General features: G+C 68.6%; 21 protein-coding genes, 1 tRNA gene, 1 other RNA gene and 1 pseudogene. 9 read left to right on the top strand and 15 right to left on the bottom strand.

The genetic code is table 11. The features are described from left to right. Positions 1-113: 113 nt before the first annotated feature. Positions 114-189, bottom strand: a tRNA-Lys gene (locus tag DBR36_RS06580). 103 nt (positions 190-292) lie between these two features. On the opposite strand from DBR36_RS06580, the gene DBR36_RS06575 reads away from it, so the two are divergent. Both DBR36_RS06575 and DBR36_RS06570 read left to right on the top strand, forming a co-directional pair. Further along, on the top strand, positions 293-1,117 hold the full coding sequence (locus tag DBR36_RS06575) for an inositol monophosphatase family protein (protein WP_108318111.1): 825 nt from the start codon (positions 293-295) through the stop codon (positions 1,115-1,117). Continuing rightward, entirely contained in the window at positions 1,114-1,740 is a 627-nt protein-coding gene (locus tag DBR36_RS06570; RefSeq protein WP_108318110.1) for a hypothetical protein, read from the top strand. The genes DBR36_RS06575 and DBR36_RS06570 overlap by 4 nt, the downstream gene beginning before the upstream one ends. Positions 1,741-1,756: 16 nt before the next feature. On the opposite strand, the gene DBR36_RS06565 is transcribed toward DBR36_RS06570, so the two are convergent. Continuing rightward, complete coding sequence (locus tag DBR36_RS06565; protein WP_108318109.1) at positions 1,757-2,011, bottom strand: hypothetical protein; 255 nt, start codon at positions 2,009-2,011, stop codon at positions 1,757-1,759. 50 nt (positions 2,012-2,061) lie between these two features. Here DBR36_RS06565 and DBR36_RS06560 point away from each other — a divergent pair, with 50 nt between their 5' ends. Continuing rightward, positions 2,062-2,601, top strand: a complete 540-nt coding sequence (locus DBR36_RS06560) for a YaeQ family protein (RefSeq protein WP_108318108.1) — start codon at positions 2,062-2,064, stop codon at positions 2,599-2,601. 433 nt (positions 2,602-3,034) lie between these two features. Here DBR36_RS06560 and DBR36_RS06555 read toward each other — a convergent pair whose 3' ends face one another. After that, positions 3,035-4,147 (bottom strand): hypothetical protein, encoded by a 1,113-nt coding sequence (locus tag DBR36_RS06555; RefSeq protein ID WP_108318107.1) that lies wholly within the window; start codon positions 4,145-4,147, stop codon positions 3,035-3,037. Between the two features lie 212 nt (positions 4,148-4,359). Here DBR36_RS06555 and DBR36_RS06550 point away from each other — a divergent pair, with 212 nt between their 5' ends. Then, entirely contained in the window at positions 4,360-4,755 is a 396-nt protein-coding gene (locus DBR36_RS06550; RefSeq protein WP_108318106.1) for a hypothetical protein, read from the top strand. Positions 4,756-4,814: 59 nt separating this feature from the next. Here the strand turns inward: DBR36_RS06550 and DBR36_RS06545 are convergent, their stop codons facing one another. The 8 genes from DBR36_RS06545 to DBR36_RS06515 all read right to left on the bottom strand — a co-directional run bounded on the left by DBR36_RS06545 (position 4,815) and on the right by DBR36_RS06515 (position 9,158). Beyond that, entirely contained in the window at positions 4,815-5,807 is a 993-nt protein-coding gene (locus DBR36_RS06545) for a hypothetical protein (protein ID WP_108318105.1), read from the bottom strand. Positions 5,808-5,821: 14 nt separating this feature from the next. After that, complete coding sequence (locus tag DBR36_RS06540) at positions 5,822-6,550, bottom strand: hypothetical protein (RefSeq protein WP_108318104.1); 729 nt, start codon at positions 6,548-6,550, stop codon at positions 5,822-5,824. Between the two features lie 38 nt (positions 6,551-6,588). Beyond that, a complete protein-coding gene (locus DBR36_RS06535; RefSeq protein ID WP_146185258.1) occupies positions 6,589-6,858 on the bottom strand; it encodes a hypothetical protein in 270 nt (89 codons plus the stop codon). Next, complete coding sequence (locus DBR36_RS06530; protein ID WP_108318102.1) at positions 6,855-7,154, bottom strand: hypothetical protein; 300 nt, start codon at positions 7,152-7,154, stop codon at positions 6,855-6,857. The genes DBR36_RS06535 and DBR36_RS06530 overlap by 4 nt, the downstream gene beginning before the upstream one ends. Positions 7,155-7,230: 76 nt before the next feature. Next, positions 7,231-7,512: a hypothetical protein gene (locus DBR36_RS17320; protein WP_146185257.1), complete on the bottom strand. Its 282-nt coding sequence runs from the start codon at positions 7,510-7,512 to the stop codon at positions 7,231-7,233. A 193-nt stretch (positions 7,513-7,705) separates the two neighbouring features. After that, positions 7,706-8,476, bottom strand: coding sequence for a hypothetical protein (locus tag DBR36_RS06525; RefSeq protein ID WP_108318101.1), 771 nt, complete (start codon positions 8,474-8,476; stop codon positions 7,706-7,708). Next, complete coding sequence (locus DBR36_RS06520; protein WP_108318100.1) at positions 8,469-8,732, bottom strand: hypothetical protein; 264 nt, start codon at positions 8,730-8,732, stop codon at positions 8,469-8,471. Before DBR36_RS06520 ends, DBR36_RS06525 begins: the two co-directional genes overlap by 8 nt. A gap of 216 nt (positions 8,733-8,948) precedes the next feature. After that, positions 8,949-9,158 (bottom strand): AlpA family transcriptional regulator, encoded by a 210-nt coding sequence (locus tag DBR36_RS06515; protein ID WP_108318099.1) that lies wholly within the window; start codon positions 9,156-9,158, stop codon positions 8,949-8,951. 33 nt (positions 9,159-9,191) lie between these two features. On the opposite strand from DBR36_RS06515, the gene DBR36_RS06510 reads away from it, so the two are divergent. Both DBR36_RS06510 and DBR36_RS06505 read left to right on the top strand, forming a co-directional pair. Beyond that, a complete protein-coding gene (locus DBR36_RS06510) occupies positions 9,192-9,875 on the top strand; it encodes a hypothetical protein (protein WP_108318098.1) in 684 nt (227 codons plus the stop codon). A 2-nt stretch (positions 9,876-9,877) separates the two neighbouring features. Then, positions 9,878-11,059 (top strand): site-specific integrase, encoded by a 1,182-nt coding sequence (locus DBR36_RS06505; RefSeq protein WP_108318097.1) that lies wholly within the window; start codon positions 9,878-9,880, stop codon positions 11,057-11,059. 72 nt (positions 11,060-11,131) lie between these two features. On the opposite strand, the gene ssrA is transcribed toward DBR36_RS06505, so the two are convergent. Beyond that, positions 11,132-11,501, bottom strand: a transfer-messenger RNA (tmRNA) gene (gene ssrA / locus DBR36_RS06500). A gap of 264 nt (positions 11,502-11,765) precedes the next feature. Here ssrA and DBR36_RS17615 point away from each other — a divergent pair. The 3 genes from DBR36_RS17615 to DBR36_RS06480 all read left to right on the top strand — a co-directional run bounded on the left by DBR36_RS17615 (position 11,766) and on the right by DBR36_RS06480 (position 13,865). Then, entirely contained in the window at positions 11,766-12,437 is a 672-nt protein-coding gene (locus tag DBR36_RS17615) for a hypothetical protein (RefSeq protein ID WP_181373507.1), read from the top strand. 93 nt (positions 12,438-12,530) lie between these two features. Beyond that, positions 12,531-13,160 (top strand): hypothetical protein, encoded by a 630-nt coding sequence (locus tag DBR36_RS06485; protein WP_146185256.1) that lies wholly within the window; start codon positions 12,531-12,533, stop codon positions 13,158-13,160. A 48-nt stretch (positions 13,161-13,208) separates the two neighbouring features. Next, entirely contained in the window at positions 13,209-13,865 is a 657-nt protein-coding gene (locus tag DBR36_RS06480) for an SIMPL domain-containing protein (protein WP_108318094.1), read from the top strand. Between the two features lie 6 nt (positions 13,866-13,871). Here the strand turns inward: DBR36_RS06480 and smpB are convergent, their stop codons facing one another. The 3 genes and pseudogenes from smpB to DBR36_RS06465 form a co-directional block, all read right to left on the bottom strand. Beyond that, on the bottom strand, positions 13,872-14,348 hold the full coding sequence (gene smpB, locus DBR36_RS06475; protein ID WP_108318093.1) for an SsrA-binding protein SmpB: 477 nt from the start codon (positions 14,346-14,348) through the stop codon (positions 13,872-13,874). A gap of 78 nt (positions 14,349-14,426) precedes the next feature. After that, the gene (gene ftsX, locus DBR36_RS06470) at positions 14,427-15,344 is read right to left on the bottom strand and encodes a permease-like cell division protein FtsX (protein WP_108318092.1); all 918 of its coding nucleotides are present in this window, start codon (positions 15,342-15,344) and stop codon (positions 14,427-14,429) included. Beyond that, positions 15,341-15,537 (bottom strand): annotated as a pseudogene (locus tag DBR36_RS06465) (cell division ATP-binding protein FtsE); the annotation flags it as partial. The pseudogene DBR36_RS06465 and the gene ftsX, both read right to left, overlap by 4 nt.

Here is a 15,537-nt window from a genome sequence, read left to right as displayed (position 1 = left end):
CGACCACCGGAAGATGCCCGTCGGGCCGACGTTCAGGCGGACGACCCCTCCGATGTGCCGCACGTTCACCACCCGAAACGCGAAAAGGCCCGGTTTCCCGGGCCTTTTCTCTGTGGTGCACCCCCTGGGACTCGAACCCAGAACCCACTGATTAAGAGTCAGTTGCTCTGCCGATTGAGCTAGAGGTGCGTTCCGTTCGGCGTGAAAATCGCTTTCCGCGCCGAGGGAATACGTTACCAGGCGTGACGCGACCACGCCAAATCGAGGTGAGGGCGGCGGTTATCCTGGACCCGTGTCCCGCATCGAAGAGCCCGCCGCAACCCCCGCGGACCTGACCGACGATCTCGCTCTCGCCCTGCGATTGGCCGACGCGGCCGACGCCGTGGCCATGGAGCGCTTCGACGCGGCCGACCTGCGCATCGACACCAAACCGGACCGCACGCACGTCACCGAGGCGGATCTGGCGACCGAGCGCGCGATCCGACAGATCCTGGATGCCGAGCGCCCCGGCGATTCCATCCTGGGCGAGGAGTACGGCACGTCCGGCGACACGGCGCGCCGCTGGGTCATCGACCCGATCGACGGGACGCACAACTACATGCGCGGCATCCCGGTGTGGGCGACGCTCATCGCCCTCACCGTGGACGGCGTCCCGCAGATCGGCGTCGTCAGCCAGCCGGCCATCGGCCGTCGCTGGTGGGCCGCCGTCGGCCACGGCGCGTGGACCACCACCGCGACCGGCGACACCCGACGCATCCACGTGTCGCGGATCGACGAGGTCGCGGCATCCAGCATCAGCTTCCAGAGCATCGAGCAGTGGGACGACATCGACCTCGTCCCCACGCTCGAGAAGCTCTCGCGCGCCGTCTGGCGCGACCGCGCCTACGGCGACGCGCTCCCCTACATGTGGCTCGCCGAGGGACGTCTCGAACTCGTCGCCGAATTCGGCGTCAAAGAGTACGACATCGCCGCGATCGCCCCCATCGTCCGCGAGGCCGGGGGCCGATTCACCGCGTTCGACGGCTCCGACCGCCTCGACGCCGAATCGTCGCTCGCCACGAACGGCATCCTCCACGACGCCTTCTTCCGTCTCCTGCACGACGAGGACGCCCGATGACGGTGATCCGCGGATGCCACGCCCCCATCCCTTTCACCGGACGTCGCCGCACGGCGAAGCGCGCCTCGCTGACCGCTGCCCTCGTCACGGTGGCCGCCGTCGTCCTGGCCGGGTGCGCGGCATCCGCCACCCCTGACGCCGCACCCAGCGTCGCCCCCACCGCCGAAGGCCCGACCATCGCGGCCCCCGACACCACCGCGACGCCGAAGTCCGAGACCGAAGCCCTCGAGCCGACCTGCGAGAACATCATTCCGCAGGCCACGGCCGACGACTTCACGAGTCTGGGCTGGACGTTCCAGGCCGAACCGTTCCGCATCGGCGCGAACGCGCTCGATGACGGCATCCAGTGCAAGTGGGGCGACACGAAGATCGCCTCCGACCGCGTGCAGATCTTCGGATGGGCGCCGATCGATGCCACCGACGCCGCCAAGGCGCAGAAGGACCTCGTCGCCGCGGGTTGGAAGGTCGAGAAGGCCGACGAGGGCACGTACGTCACCGAGAACCCCGAATGGCTCGGCGGACGCGGCGTCGACGGTTACGGCCTGACGTACCTGTTCGGAGACGGCTGGGTCAAGCTCGCCGACACGAAGCAGAGTCTCGTCCTGGTCGAGGGCCCGCAGTAGGGTTCCCGCGCCCCGCTCACCGGTACGGGTTCACCGCGCCCGGGTCCCGCCCGGCCGCGAACCCCTCGTCCCACGCGTCGCCTCGCGCCTCGAGACCCCGCCACAGCTCGTCGGCCCGCAGCACCCGGTGCGCCAGGGCGACCCAGTCGCTCCACCCGCCCTCGATCGCGTCCTCGCCGTCGCGTCCCGCGACCCGCCACCGCGCCGAGTCCGGCACGGGGTCGAGGTGGAACGGACCGATGTCGATGCGAGCGTTGCGAGGGTCGGGCATCCCCCGACGCTAGCGGGGCGCGCCCCCGGGAGCGCGTAGGCTCGACCCTCGTGGCTATCGGCGCGACCATTCATACGTTTACGGTTCAGCTCTCGGACGTCGATCGCGGCGTCTACGACGAACTGAACCTCCGGGTCGCCCGGCATCCGTCCGAGACCGCGCCGTACATGCTCACGCGTGTGCTGGCGTACTGCCTCGAGTACGAAGAGGGCATCGCTTTCAGCGAGGGCGTGGCCGCGACGGACGAACCCGCCGTGATGGTCAAGGACATGACCGGGGCTCTCGTCGCCTGGGTCGAGGTGGGGGCTCCGGATGCCGCCCGCCTGCACACGGGCAGCATGAAGGCCGAGCGGGTCGCCGTCTACACGCACCGCGACCCCGACAAGGTCGCCGCCGCGTGGGCCGGCAAGCGCATCCATCGCGCCGACGAGGTGCGGCTGCACAGCTTCGAGCCCGGCTTCGTCGAACGCCTCTCGGAAGCGATCGAGCGACGCAACACCGCGACCCTCACCCGCACCGAGGGACGCGTGTACCTCGAGCTGAACGGTGCCTCGGGCGACAGCGAGATGTTCAGCCGCAGGGCGGACTGACACGCGATGGCGGCCCTCGTACGCCGTCGAACTCCCCGGGCATACCCGCCCGCAGTCATGAAGAAAGCCCCTGTCCCCGCCGAAACGGGCGGGAACAGGGGCTTTCTCACGTGACGACGACTCGTGGAGCTGGGGGGAATCGAAACCTCTGCGGCGTCCGCGCCGTCTCGCGGGCGCTCGGCGCGATCCCCTGGTCAGGCCGCACAAGTGCGCACCGATGGGTGACCATGAGTCGTCGATGTGTCTCGCTGGTTTGTGGCCAACCTGTGGCCGAAGCGTGGCCACGAACCGTCCGCGGTCGATGACCGCGTGCAGGCACCCCCTACCCCCGCCGACTCGATCGTTTGGGGCTCCCTGGAGGTCGTTGACCGGCTCACCACACAGCACACAGTTTGAACATCGAGATCAAGGCGCTCGATCGGGTATGTCGGAGCTAGTCGGTGCCGCGCCACGTGCGAGGTGGTCGGTGAACATCGATCAAACCCCGCAACGACTCCCACTGCACCTCGTCCTCCCCGCTCGGTTCGACATCCGGGGCGACGAACGGCGGGCTTGGTTCCGCTCTGCCGGCCTCGCGTTCGGCCAGCTCCTCTTGTCGACGGAGAACGTCCTTGTCCCATACCCCGGCCCCATACGTCGAGTCCACCGCGGCCTTACCGAACGCTCCCCCGGCTTTGAAGTCAGTCGCTCCGGCGAGCTTGTCCAAGTCTGTACCCTCATCCGCCCAGGCAAAGAGCAAGCCCATCTGCGCCTGTTGGTACGCGCCCCAGATCTCCTCAAGGAGTTGCTCGAGGACGGTCGTGTGTCCGAGTTCGTCCGGCACAAGAACGTCGAGGTGAAGGTCGAGCGTCGTCCTGCCGAAGCCGACGACGACGTCCGGCGACGTGTCCGCATCGACGAGTCGACTCCCGGGCTCGAGCGACCAGTCATAAGTTAGCCTCGGCCGCACCATCTTTGATTCTCCGTTGGCCGTGATGATCCGTCCCTCGTAGGCCACCCATCGCGCCCCAAACTCACCGCCAATCTCCAAGCGGTGCTTGTCCTGGTTGTTCAACCATGCGAGGACAGCGAGCACGTCCCGCCGCGGCTCATAGCCCGTCGTCCGAGCCATGACGAACGGCTGACACGCATAGATCGCACGAACCACGCGCTCAGGCAGCCCCTTCATCTGCTTGCGCTTCTTCGCATCGCGCCACTGGGCGGGCGTCAGCGTGATGGGATACTGCAAGCTCTTCGCCGGCTCTTCACCCTCTCGTTTCACGATGCGCGTAAGCGTGGTGTTCAGGAGACTGCGCAGATGGTGAGCGACCTCCCCCAGCTGAATCCCCCACTCCTCCACTCTCGGAGGCGGATCGACCGATTCGACCTCGATGTACCAGCCGCACTCGGGGGCATCCTTGAGGTGCAGACTCGATTTCATCGGCTCCGGCTTACGCCACCGGCTGATGTCCTCGACCAGCGCATTGGTGCGCGCCCGAGCAAGGTTCACGCGGGGTTGCAGCTGGTTTGAGAGCCACTTCACTCTCCCCGCCACGTCTGTCGTCATGCCCTCATGATGGGTCCCGAATTGCGCGATTCAGCTGCGACACGACGCGGAATGGAGCGCACTGGCCGATAGGAGACGACGCAGATACCCCCAGGGGGTACCCTGCTCGCATGACTGGCAATGCAAACCAGATGCAAACCGAAGGGCCCAGCCCCTCCGCTGTCGTCCGCGCGGACGCAGCGCAGAGAGCACAGCGGGCGTGGACTGCGCGCGTGTCGGGCTCGACCTGGGATGAGGCGGCGAAGGTGGCCGGCTATGCGGATGCCGCGACGGCGTGCCGCGGGGTGAAGAACTACTTCGGCACCCTTCCCGCGGTCGAGCGCGACGATTTGCGCGACCTGTGGCGGCAGCGCATGGAGCTGCTGTGGACGTATGCGGCTCGGGATGCGGAGATCGGCAAGCCGGGGGCGTTGCGCGCTGGTACGGCGATCGCGCAGCGTGCGGCGGCGATGGACGGGCTTGACGCCCCAACGCAGGTCACGGTGACCGCGGATGCCGCGGAGCTTTCGCAGCTGGTCGAGGTGCTGCTTGCGGCTCAGGGCGGCGTGGTTGAGGCGTCGATCTGGGATGACGGCGAGGTGCTGGACGCCGATCTCGTCGAGGAGTGAGACGCGAGAGGCCCCCGGCGCCGTGATGGGCGACCGGGGGCCTGTTGGATCGGTGGGGTTCAGCCGACCCAGCCCGCGAGCTCGCCGCGCTTCTCCACAGCTAGCCGCTCGGCGGCGCGTGCGCGGGCCTCCTGGCGCGCGGCGGCGACCTTCTGCCGGTACTCGGTTTTGAGCGGCTCAGGGAGCGACCAGGGCAGCGCCATGCGGGCGGCCTCGCGCACGTCGTCGAGGGCCTCCGGCGCGAACGTCCACGGGTCGGCAGTCCCCGAATGGTCGTCGCCCGCGACCTCGACGTACAGCCTCATGTCATCTCCGAGGTATTCGTCCAGCCCGGCGCCGCTCGCCCCACTCAACGCTTCGATTCCGATTCGTCGCAGCATCCGCTTATCGCGGGTGGCCGGGCGACGTCGTAGGACCGCGAAGCACGCGCCGCACGCGGGGGCGGGCGTACCGTCCGACCAGCGCAAGGGCGATTCACCCCACTTCCGGGCGAGCGCAACACCACAGAATCCGCACGCCCCGTCCGTGCAGCGGTGGTCCTCGTTCCGGAGACGGTACTCGCGTGCCTCGTCGTCGACCGTCTCGGCGAACGCTCGACGCTCAGCGGTCGTGAGGTGCCCCCACGCCTTGCCTGTCCAGCCCGTGAGGTTTTCGATGTGACTCGTACGCAGCTCGGCGTACAGCGGCAGCGGGGCGAGGGGCTGAGCGCTCGGAACCAGCGGGTTGGCCAGGGCGAGCGCCGCGTTTGCGACTGCGGCTGACACTCTCCGCCCCGTGATGGCTCGCACGATACCCGGGCCATCGATGCACGCCTCGTGCCGTCTCTGCCAGCCGTGAAGGGCGGGGAGCCCCGATTGCTTTCGCTCGAGGTCGAGCCGGCGCTCCTCCCTGGTCGGTTCGCCGAGGACGAGATCCCGACCAGCGCGCACGATGCCGCCACAATGGCCGCAAACGGCGCGGGGCCGCTCGATCACGTCCTGTTCGATGCCGGCGAAGAGGGCGCGGGCGCGAGCTAGCTCGCCGGTGTTGGATGGGTTCATCTGCTTCGTCATGTCGGTTCCCTTCGTCAAGCGTTTGTGATGGCGGCGGAGACGCGGAACTCGGCGTCTACGATGAGCGCGTGCGGCTGCTCGGCAAGGGCCCAGTGCCGGTTGAAGCGGACCTGGTGCACGTCGCGCTCGACAATCTCGCCGTGCTCGACGGTGACGGCCCCCAGACCGTAGACCATGCCCGGGGCGACACGGCCGGACGCGATGACCGGCGTACCGGTCTTCGTGCGCAGCGGCTCCCCTTCGGTGTACTCGAGGCCGGCGTCTGCGGCGTCGAAGCGCGAGATGAGGATCACGCCGCGGGCTACGTAGCCGTCGTCGAGAGCCTGATCGACACGACCGACCGCAGCGCGGGCCGTTGCACCTGGTGCGAGGGCGGTCCCGCCGGCCGCCCAGGCGGCGAGGCGGCCCTCGATGACGCGCTCGCGTCCGGTTTCGAGGGCGCGACGAGCTCGCTCGACCTCGTCCGGGTCGGGTGCCTCAAAGCACCTCACCCCGGCGTAGATCGTGAATGGCGTGCCGAGACCCTCGGTGATCTCGATTCCGTCGAATGTCTTATCCGCGACCGGCTGGGGCGCGTAGCAACGACTCTCCTCGGTGTGCGCGAAGTCGTTCCCGTCGCCCTGGAAGACGATCGCTTCCACATGCGCCAGGCGGTCGTTCGGCCGCAGTTCGGCAACGGTGAGGATGCCGCCCTCGCGCGGGGCTCGCTTTGGTGCCGGAACGTCCAGCGTGGGACCTGCCATGGTGATTCTCCTTCGTGTGGTGATTGTGGAACGAGGCCCTAGCGGGCGTCTGCGGGGGCGAGAAGCGCCACGAGGGCCGCATCGTCGCCGTCTGTGGGGACCAGCCATGTCGCGGCGGCGAGGTGGCCGGCGGAGACGCTCTGAGCGATGAGCTGCTCGACCGCCTCGGCGTCGACGTCGAGAGCCGTCGTCAGATCCGAGCGCATGACCACGGCGCCGCGGGTCACTAGGGGGTGCCGCCGCAGCTCCGCCAGGAGCCGCGACCGCAGCTCCTCGAGAGTGGGGCCGATAGGCCGCCCGACGCTCACGAGACCCCCGCGAAGCGAGTCGAGAGGATGACCCGCCCGAGGCTCGTCTCGGTGAGACGTACGCGCTCGATGACGCCGCGCCCTTGAGCGATGGCGAGCCCGATCTCGAGGTCGAGCTCGTCGAGGCCGGCGATTCGCGCGAGCTCGTCGCGTTCGAGTGCGGCCCGGCCCTTGTCGTCGGCTCGGGATGCCAGCACCCGCAGCACGGCGGAGGTGCGGGGGGCGAGGGTAGCGCCTAGCTGACGCTCGATCTCGACATGCGCAGGGTGCGTCGTCGGCTTGTGTGCTTTCGTCACTGTTCCTCCGTTGTGATAAAGCCGCGGGCGGGGATAGACCCCTCAGAAAACCCCCCACCCGCGGCAGCTGGTGGGGTCAAGCGCGCTTCAGCGCTCGGACCTGCTGACGGGCTCGCAACAAGCCGACGGCGAGCCCGTCGACGTCGAAAGGCGCCGCCGACGCGACTAGCGCCACCGACCAGCGGGGGTGTGCGCACAGCGGATGATTGAGCCCGGACGCGAGCACGGCCGGCGCCTCAGGGTCGGCGGGCAGCCCGCAATGTGTGCAGCGATTGACCGCGACGACAGCGAACGAGCTGGCATCGGCGGAGACGTACGGCGTGTGCGCTGGCACGGGTCGCGGGAAATTGGGGCTCATGGTGTTTCCTCTCGTGGATCCGCGGATCGGTCAGCGGCGGGGGTGGCGGCAAAGCCGGGGCATCCGCGCTCGTGATGCAGGATGATGTGCGCCCCATTCGGCGCGGGTATCTCGACCCAAACGGCAACGCCGTTGCAGTCGAGACACGGTCGGTGAACACCCTCGGGGAGTCCGTTCGCGAAGTCCTCGACGGTCACCTCGGCCACGGGCCCTGCTCCTCCGGGTCGGGCTCGGCCAGATCCGGTTGGTGGACGGCTCGCGCCGTGGGGAACGACCCTTGCTCCTCCGGCTCGGGAACGGTGCCCCAGAACCGGGGCTGGATCGAACCGTTTGCGGGGCCGCCCGCAGCCGGAGTCGACGGCGGAGCCTCACCCCATCCGCCGGACGGGCGCAGCGGAGGCCCGTAGGCCGTAGCGGAGCCCGGCTCTCGCTCGCTTGCTCGTTCTTCGGAATCCTCCCCACCCCCGTAGGGGGTGGGATAGGACAGGCCTGGCCTTGCCTGGCCTGTCCTATCCTGTTGCCGTACCGGGACATGACCGGGACTGTCCGGGGACGTGTCCCGGGACGAGGTGGGGGCCTTCGGGAACGGGTAGTGCGCTTCGATCTGATCGGCCGTCATGCCCGCGTGCTTGGCACGACTCCGAGCCTTCTTGATGCGCTCGTGCTCACGCATGCCCGCCATCCGTTCCAGCTCGCGCGCCGTCGTCTGCGCCTCGGCGTACTCCACGAATCGGACCGTGCCCTCCCCGCCGTCCGAGATGATCCCCGCACGCAGTAGCTCGTGCACGCTCTCGTCGCTCGTGCGCCACGGGCACAGCGACAGGTCCCCGCGATCGAGCACGCCATCCGTTCGCTGTGACACACACCACAGCAGCCACGCGATCGCGTCGTGCCGAGCCTGGACAGACAGACGCAGCCAGCGCCGGTCGGTGAGCCACCGCTCCGGGAGTCGGGCGTCAGTCATTGGGGGCCTCCTCTGCCTCGGAAAGGCCAAGCGGAACTATCGAGTAGCCCAGCGCGCGTAAGCGCTGCTCGACCCGGCGCCACAGGGTGCGGGGCACCCGCCAGGCGCCGACGTCGTCGAGCCACGCCGCCCAGGTGTCAGCGGTGCGCGCGGCTTTGATCGCGTCGACCGCGGCGTAATCGAATGGGAACCGAGCGAGGATGCCGCCGTCTGCCGCCTCGGCGGTGTACACGATCGGGTGCGCCGGGACGCTCATTGGATCACCAGCCCCGCCACGAAAACGGCGCCGAGAATTTTGCCCGTGAACACGACCCCGAGCAGGGCGAGCACGGCGACGAGATCGCGCAGGCCGTCGCCGTTGCGGCGGCTCATCGCAGGACCGCCGCAGCGACGACGAACGAAACCACGATGACACCGGCGTGGACCGCGTAGATGACTGCGAGCGCCGCGAGTAGGGCCGGCAGCTCGCGGTTCACGACTGCGCGCCCGTCTGAGTGCGCACGCGCGCCTGCAGCCACTCCTCGACGTCCGCCGCCCGGTAGCGCACCGCCTTGTGACTGACCTTCACGAAGGCCGGCCCGGTCCCAAGGTAGCGAAGCTGGTTGACGGCCCGAACCGTCAGCTTCAGGCGCTCCGCCACCTCCGCGGCGGTCAGCAACTCACCTACACCGATTGCACTCATTCGCTTCTCCTCCGTCACGATAGCCACAGTCTGATGCGTATGCGCTTGACGGATCAATACGCAGATGACATGCTGATGCCTATGGGCGACATGAGAGTCACGATGGGCAAGCACGGAACGACGGTGACCGGGTTACGGGAGCTTCCCGGTTGGTCGGTCGAGTTTCCGCACGAGTCGAACGCTGTTGTTCTGCACCCCCCTGAGGGCGAAACCGTGAGTGCCACCGCGTGGCGGAAAGTTCCGATCGGGGCGTGTCTAACCATCGCCCAGGCGGGGCGTGAACTGGACTTCCCGCGAGCGCTCGCTGCACTCATGGCCGCTAGCGGGGTTGAGCCTGAGCGGTCCTCGCGCTCGGGTCCGGAAGCGCACCTTCGCCGAGTCGCCGCCGTGTATCGACTTGCTCTCGAGAATGACCTGTGGGCGCCCGAACTACTCGCCGATGTGTTCGGCGCGAAGATTCCCACGACGCACCGATGGATCGCGAACGCACAGCGACGGGGCATCCTCGGCTCACACGCGGAGGAGGCGGCGAAGTACACCCGCCCGTCGGTCACCGTTGTCACAGCCGACGAGGCAGCCGTGCAGCAGCGCCTAAACGCGCTATTGCTCGAGGCGGAAGAGGCAGGGGGCGGACCGGCATTGGCACCTGACAGGTCCGGGCGCGTCCGCAGTCGCATTTCGCCCTCCGCCGGCAGCACGTCGACCGAAGGGGCCTGACCATGGGCAGCATCGAGCCGTACGACACCGCGAACGGGAAGCGGTACCGCGTCCGGTACCGCAAGCCCGACCGGGCGCAGAGCCAGAAGCGCGGCTTCACGACGAAGCGCGACGCCGCGCTGTTCCTGGCATCCGTCGAGGTGTCGAAGAGTCGCGGGGAGTACGTCGACCCGACTGCCGGCAAGATCGCGGTCGGTGCGATCGCCGACGAGTGGCTGGCCAATAAGCGCGCAGGGCTCAAGGCCTCGTCGTTCCACAGCATCGACGTGTCAGCGCGCGTGTTCGTCCTCCCCCGCTGGGCGGACACCCCCATCTCGTCGATCCGACCCAGCGCGGTCGAGACATGGGTGCGCGAGCTCGTCGCGGGCACCGCCACGACGGGGCGCACCCGCGGCGTGACAGACGAGCCGCGCCCGGCATCCGCGACCGTCGTGCTGCGCGCAGTCGGGACGCTGGCCGGCATCCTCGACATGGCGGTACGTGACGGCCGTATCCCACGCAACCCCGCGCGTGGTCTGGTGAACCTGCCGAAGAAGGTGAGCCACAAGGCTCGCCGCTACCTGACACACGACGAGGCGGTGCGGGTAGCCGAAGCGTGCACGACGGAAACGCATCGCACGCTCGTGCTCACCCTGGCGTACTGCGGGCTGCGCTGGGGCGAGGCGGTCGGGCTTCGGGTGCGCGACGTCAACGCGCTGCGGCGCCGCATCCACGTCGCACGCGCCGCGGTCGAGGTGGACGGCAAGATCGTCGTCGGCACTCCGAAGACCCACGAGCGTCGGACCGTGCCGTACCCATCCTTCCTCGCGCACCCGCTCGCGCAGCTGTGTGAGGGGAAAGGCCCGGACTCGCTGATCTTCACTGACGCCGCGGGCGGGTACGTGCGGCGCCCCAAGACCAGCGCAGGCGAGAACAGCTGGTTCCTGCGCGCGCTCATCGCGGCCGGGGTCGAGCGGCTCACCCCGCACGACCTCCGGCACACCGCGGCATCCCTCGCTGTGTCGTCGGGAGCCAATGTGAAGGCGGTGCAGCGGATGCTCGGGCACGCGTCTGCGAGCATGACGCTAGACGTTTACGCCGACCTGTTCGACGACGATCTCGATGCGGTCGCGGCGCGGCTCGAAGAGGGCGCGCGTGGAGCGAACGTGGCCAAATTGTGGCCAAACGCCCTCACGGGCGCCTGAGCGCGAACGACAAAGGGCCTGCACTTCCGCGTATTTATGCGGGAGTACAGGCCCTTTTCGTGTGACGACGACTCGTGGAGCTGGGGGGAATCGAACCCCCGTCCAACGCTGGGTCTCCGCGTTTTCTCCGGGCGCAGTCTGTGCAGACGTTCTGCTCGGCCCCGACCTTTGTCACAGACACCTAAGTCGACAGGCCCAGCCTGGGAAAAGTCCCGCGTGACGTCCAGACGCCATCACGCAGCAAGACCCCTAAATGACGCCAGGATCCGTGGCGGGGTCACACACGGTCTGACGGACTATCGGGCTCGCTTACGCAGCGAGGGCGAAGTCAGTGCGCTTAGCATTGGCACTTATTGTTTGGCAGGGAGCGTTTACGAGATAACCCCACATCCTCGGCCCGCTTCTCGCAGGTTCGCAGGCGCTGTCGAAACCGATCAGCCCCGGGAACTCCGTGAAGGAGCGGTCGTCGTCACGCTGTTGAATTACCAACCCGGATGCCGAAGCACCCGAGCGTCACAGCCTATAACGGATCGCGAGCCCACGCGATTCCCACGCGGAGAACAGAACACGTCAGACCGCCCCGCGTCGGCTCGAGCGCTCACGAGCCCCGCCCGAACCGGACGCAGCGGGGCGGCGCACGCAACGATCGGATGACGAAGCCGTGCTTGGCACGCAGCGCGGCACGCGTATCGATATCTTCACCATTGTGACCTCCGCTCTCGTCCGCCCGATCGCCCTCTTCGCACTCATCTCGGCCGCTGGCCTGCTCGTCTCGGCGTGCACCGTATCGACGAACGCGGATCCCATATCGAGCGCGACGACGAGCTCGTCACCCCGCGCCACCGCATCAACGAAGACGCCCACGCAGACGCCGACGCCGACGCCGACGCCGACGCCGACACCCACCGACACCGCGGGGCAGAACCCGCCCGCCGCCGCGCCCGCGGTCTACACCTCGTGCGACACCATGATGCGAGCCGAGAACTTCCAGAGGAACCGCGACCGCGGGTGGACCGCGTGGGACCTCGTCGAACAGCAGACGGAGCCGAACGGGTCGGTGTTCGACTCGTTCCCGGGCGGCCGCCCCGCGGGGACCATGGCCTGTCGATACGGCGCCGGTCCCGACGTCGCGACCGACAACGTCATCGATCTCACCTGGGCGCCCATCGACGCGGAGCAGGCGGCTGTTTATCAAGCGCACCTCGAGTCGCAGGGTTTCGTCCGCATCGACGGCGCCGAGACCGTGCAGTACTCGGTCCGCGGGACAGACGGGTGGACGGACGCCGACGGGTGGGCCCAGACGTACGATTTCACGCCCACCGGATTGCGCTGGGTGGCGATCCGCGACGAGCTGGAGCTGTTCGCACCGCTCGCGTGAGCGCCGGCTCACGGGGTGGAGATCCGCAACGTTTGGATGAGAACTCCCTCGCGCGCACCGAGCCCGCGCGCCGGACGCGATAGCGTCGCCTTCGTGACGTCATCCTCAGCCCGGGCGCTTTCCGCGCTCGCCCTCGCCGCCGTATCCGCTCTCGCCCTGTCCGCGTGCGCTCCCTCCGTGGATGCCGCACCCCAAACGACGGCGACGACCGCCCCGGCCGCGCCCGCGGCCGTGACGCCGAGCCCGACCGTCACTCCGTCGCCCACCGCGAATCCCGTCGCGACATCGGCTGAGCCCGCTTACGCCACGTGCGACGATGTCGTCTCACCCGACCTCCTCGCGGAGTACCGACAGCAGGGATGGGTCTCGTGGAACGCGGCTGAAGAGGGCGTGGAGTTCAGTCCCTTCGACACGTTCCCCGGGGGCGCCCCCGCGGGTCAGCTGAGTTGCCGCTACGGCGCCGGGCCGGACGTCGCGACCGACAACTTCTTCGGACTGGCATGGGCGCCGATCAGCGGCTCGGCCGCGCAGGCCGCGCAAGAGGCTCTGGCCGCGGCGGGATATCAACGCCTCGACGTCGATGGCTCCACGCAATGGGCCATGGCCGGATCGCCGGGATACTCCGACGACGAGGGTTGGGGCGAGACCTACCAGTTCTCCGAGTCGGACGTTCGCTGGGTCTCGATCCGCAACGAGCTGCAGTACTTCGCCCCGCCCGCCTGACCCCATCCCTTCCTCCCCGCCCGTCCGGCCGTGTCGTAGGCTCACGCCATGAGCGACGTCGTCATCACCGTCCGGGGCGAGAGCAACGCCCGCGTCCGCGCTGAAGAGGCGGCGGTGCGCGTCACCGTGTCGACCGACGGCCCCTCGCGCGGGCCGGTCGTCGAACGCGCCCAGGAGCGCGCCTCGACCGTGCAGGACGGACTCGTGGCACACCTGCGCTCCGGCGAGGTGTCGGAATGGTCGAGCGCGCGCGTCTCGGTGTGGTCGGACCGCCCGTGGAACAACGAGGGCGCCCAGCTCCCCCTGGTGCACCACGCCAGCGTCGAGGTGTCGGCCACCTTCACCGACGCGGGAGCGCTGTCGTGGTGGCTCGGTGACGTCGCGGAGTCCGACGACGTCCAGGTCACCGCGGTCGAGTGGCGCCTGTCGTCCGAGACCCGCGCGCGCGTCGAGCGCGAGGTCGCCGCCGAAGCGGTGCACGTCGCCGTCGAGCGGGCCGCTGCCTATGCGGACGCGCTGGGGCTGGCATCCGTTGCCGCTGTCGAGATTGCGGATGCCGGACTCCTGGGCGCCCGCGCCGAGTCCCCCGCTCCCCTGGGTGCGCGTCTGATGGCTGCGTCGGCGGGAGGGGGCCCCTCGTTCAGTCTGCAGCCGCCCGAGATCGACGTGACGTCGGTCGTCGAGGGACGCTTCCGGGCGGAGTGACGGGGGTTACTCGCCGAGGCGGTTCTTCGTGCGCATCGCGCGTTCCGCCTCGCGCTTGTCCTCGCGCTCGCGGATCGTCTGCCGCTTCTCGAACTCGCGCTTTCCCTTGGCGACCGCGATCTCGACCTTGGCCCGACCGTCCAAGAAGTACAGCCGCAACGGCACGAGCGTGTAGCCGCCCGCGGCCACCGCGTGCGAGAGCTTGATGATCTCTTCTTTGTGCAGCAGCAGTTTTCGCGTGCGTTTCGCGGAGTGGTTGGTCCAGTGCCCCTGCGAGTACTCGGGGATGTGCACGGCGTCGAGGAACGCCTGCCCGCCGTCGATGTACGCGTAGCCGTCGGTCAGGTTCGCGCGGCCCTGGCGCAGCGACTTCACCTCAGTGCCGGTCAGCACCAGACCCGCTTCGTACGTCTTCTCGATGGCATAGTCGTGACGCGCCTTCTTGTTCGACGCGATGAGCTTCTCACCCTGCTCACGAGGCATGGTGCCACCTCCTCATGATCATGGGCACACAGAGCCCTACAGTCTACCGGATGCCGAGACGGCGGACGCCCGCGCGCGTCAGGCGCGCAGCCACCGACGGATCGCGAAGCTCGCGCTCAACGCCGCCAGGATGACACCGATCACCACGATCGCCGGGATGACGAACGCCACATCGCCGAGATCGACCCACGACGTGATGAACGCGACGCTCCCCCGCAGGTACTGGTTGACGCCCACGCCGACGATCGCCCATACGGCCACGCTGGCCAGCGCCGAGCCGATGAGCGCCGCCAACACGCCCTCGACGACGAACGGCGTCTGGATGAACCGGTTGGACGCACCGACGAGGCGCATGATGCCGAGCTCGCGACGACGGGCGAAGGCCGACAGCCGGATCGTCGTGGCGATGAGCAGCACCGCGGCGATGAGCATGAGCCCGGCGATGCCGACCGCGACGTAGGTGGCGACCGTCAATGCCTGGAACAGCGGCTCCAAGTACTGCAGCTGATCGTCGACGGACTCGACGCCCACCTGGCCGCTGAAGGCTTCGGCGATCACGTCGGACTGGCTCTGGTCGACGAGGTTGATGTTGAAGGTCGCGTTGAACTGGTCGGCCGTCACCACGCCGACGATGTCGTCGGGCAGCTGCTGCTTGGCGTTCTCGAACACCTCGTCGCTGGTGAGGAAGGTGTAGTCGCGGATGAGAGGCGCCAACGCGGAGCCGTCGAGGGTCGCACGCACCTGGTCGATCTGCTCCTGCGAGGCGGCCTCGCCCGCGGTGCACGTCGGCGCGTTCGACGACGTCGCGCACATGAAGACCGACACCTGCGCACGGTCCGACCAGTACGACTGCATCTTGCCGATCTGCATCTGCATGAGCATCGCCGCACCGACGAACGTCAGCGACACGAACGTGACGAGGATGACCGAGATGACCATCGAAGCGTTGCGCCGAAGACCCGTGAAGGCCTCCGACAGGATGAGCCCGAACCTCATGACGTGGGTCCCACTTCGTCGTTGCGGTCTTTCTTTCCTCCGAGGCCGAGCCGATCGGCCACGCCCAGCGCCTCCACGTCGGGAGTCGTCACCGGGATCGATCGCGTGGTGGTCCCGGGCTCGCGCTGCTGCTCGGCCGGCGGGGTGGTCACGGAGGGGGTGGATGCCGTGGCATCCGGGATCTGGGCGGCAC

It is taken from the genome of Microbacterium sp. HMWF026 (genome assembly GCF_003061325.1).
GTDB lineage: Bacteria > Actinomycetota > Actinomycetes > Actinomycetales > Microbacteriaceae > Microbacterium > Microbacterium testaceum_E.
The sequence above is the reverse complement of the archived record's forward strand: the minus strand, read 5'-3'. Positions and strand labels throughout refer to the sequence as shown.

What these genes read in the sequence shown, in the direction of transcription:
- DBR36_RS06540 (WP_108318104.1), bottom strand. Translation starts at nt 6,550, where the DNA reads ATGGCAGGTCCCACGCTGGACGTTCCGGCACCAAAGCGAGCCCCGCGC.
- DBR36_RS06480 (WP_108318094.1), top strand. Translation starts at nt 13,209, where the DNA reads ATGAGCGACGTCGTCATCACCGTCCGGGGCGAGAGCAACGCCCGCGTC.
- DBR36_RS06515 (WP_108318099.1), bottom strand. Translation starts at nt 9,158, where the DNA reads ATGAGTGCAATCGGTGTAGGTGAGTTGCTGACCGCCGCGGAGGTGGCG.
- DBR36_RS06525 (WP_108318101.1), bottom strand. Translation starts at nt 8,476, where the DNA reads ATGACTGACGCCCGACTCCCGGAGCGGTGGCTCACCGACCGGCGCTGG.
- DBR36_RS06545 (WP_108318105.1), bottom strand. Translation starts at nt 5,807, where the DNA reads ATGACGAAGCAGATGAACCCATCCAACACCGGCGAGCTAGCTCGCGCC.
- DBR36_RS06510 (WP_108318098.1), top strand. Translation starts at nt 9,192, where the DNA reads ATGCGTATGCGCTTGACGGATCAATACGCAGATGACATGCTGATGCCT.
- DBR36_RS06505 (WP_108318097.1), top strand. Translation starts at nt 9,878, where the DNA reads ATGGGCAGCATCGAGCCGTACGACACCGCGAACGGGAAGCGGTACCGC.
- DBR36_RS17320 (WP_146185257.1), bottom strand. Translation starts at nt 7,512, where the DNA reads ATGAGCCCCAATTTCCCGCGACCCGTGCCAGCGCACACGCCGTACGTC.
- DBR36_RS06570 (WP_108318110.1), top strand. Translation starts at nt 1,114, where the DNA reads ATGACGGTGATCCGCGGATGCCACGCCCCCATCCCTTTCACCGGACGT.
- DBR36_RS06520 (WP_108318100.1), bottom strand. Translation starts at nt 8,732, where the DNA reads ATGAGCGTCCCGGCGCACCCGATCGTGTACACCGCCGAGGCGGCAGAC.
- DBR36_RS06555 (WP_108318107.1), bottom strand. Translation starts at nt 4,147, where the DNA reads ATGACGACAGACGTGGCGGGGAGAGTGAAGTGGCTCTCAAACCAGCTG.
- ftsX (WP_108318092.1), bottom strand. Translation starts at nt 15,344, where the DNA reads ATGAGGTTCGGGCTCATCCTGTCGGAGGCCTTCACGGGTCTTCGGCGC.
- DBR36_RS06565 (WP_108318109.1), bottom strand. Translation starts at nt 2,011, where the DNA reads ATGCCCGACCCTCGCAACGCTCGCATCGACATCGGTCCGTTCCACCTC.
- smpB (WP_108318093.1), bottom strand. Translation starts at nt 14,348, where the DNA reads ATGCCTCGTGAGCAGGGTGAGAAGCTCATCGCGTCGAACAAGAAGGCG.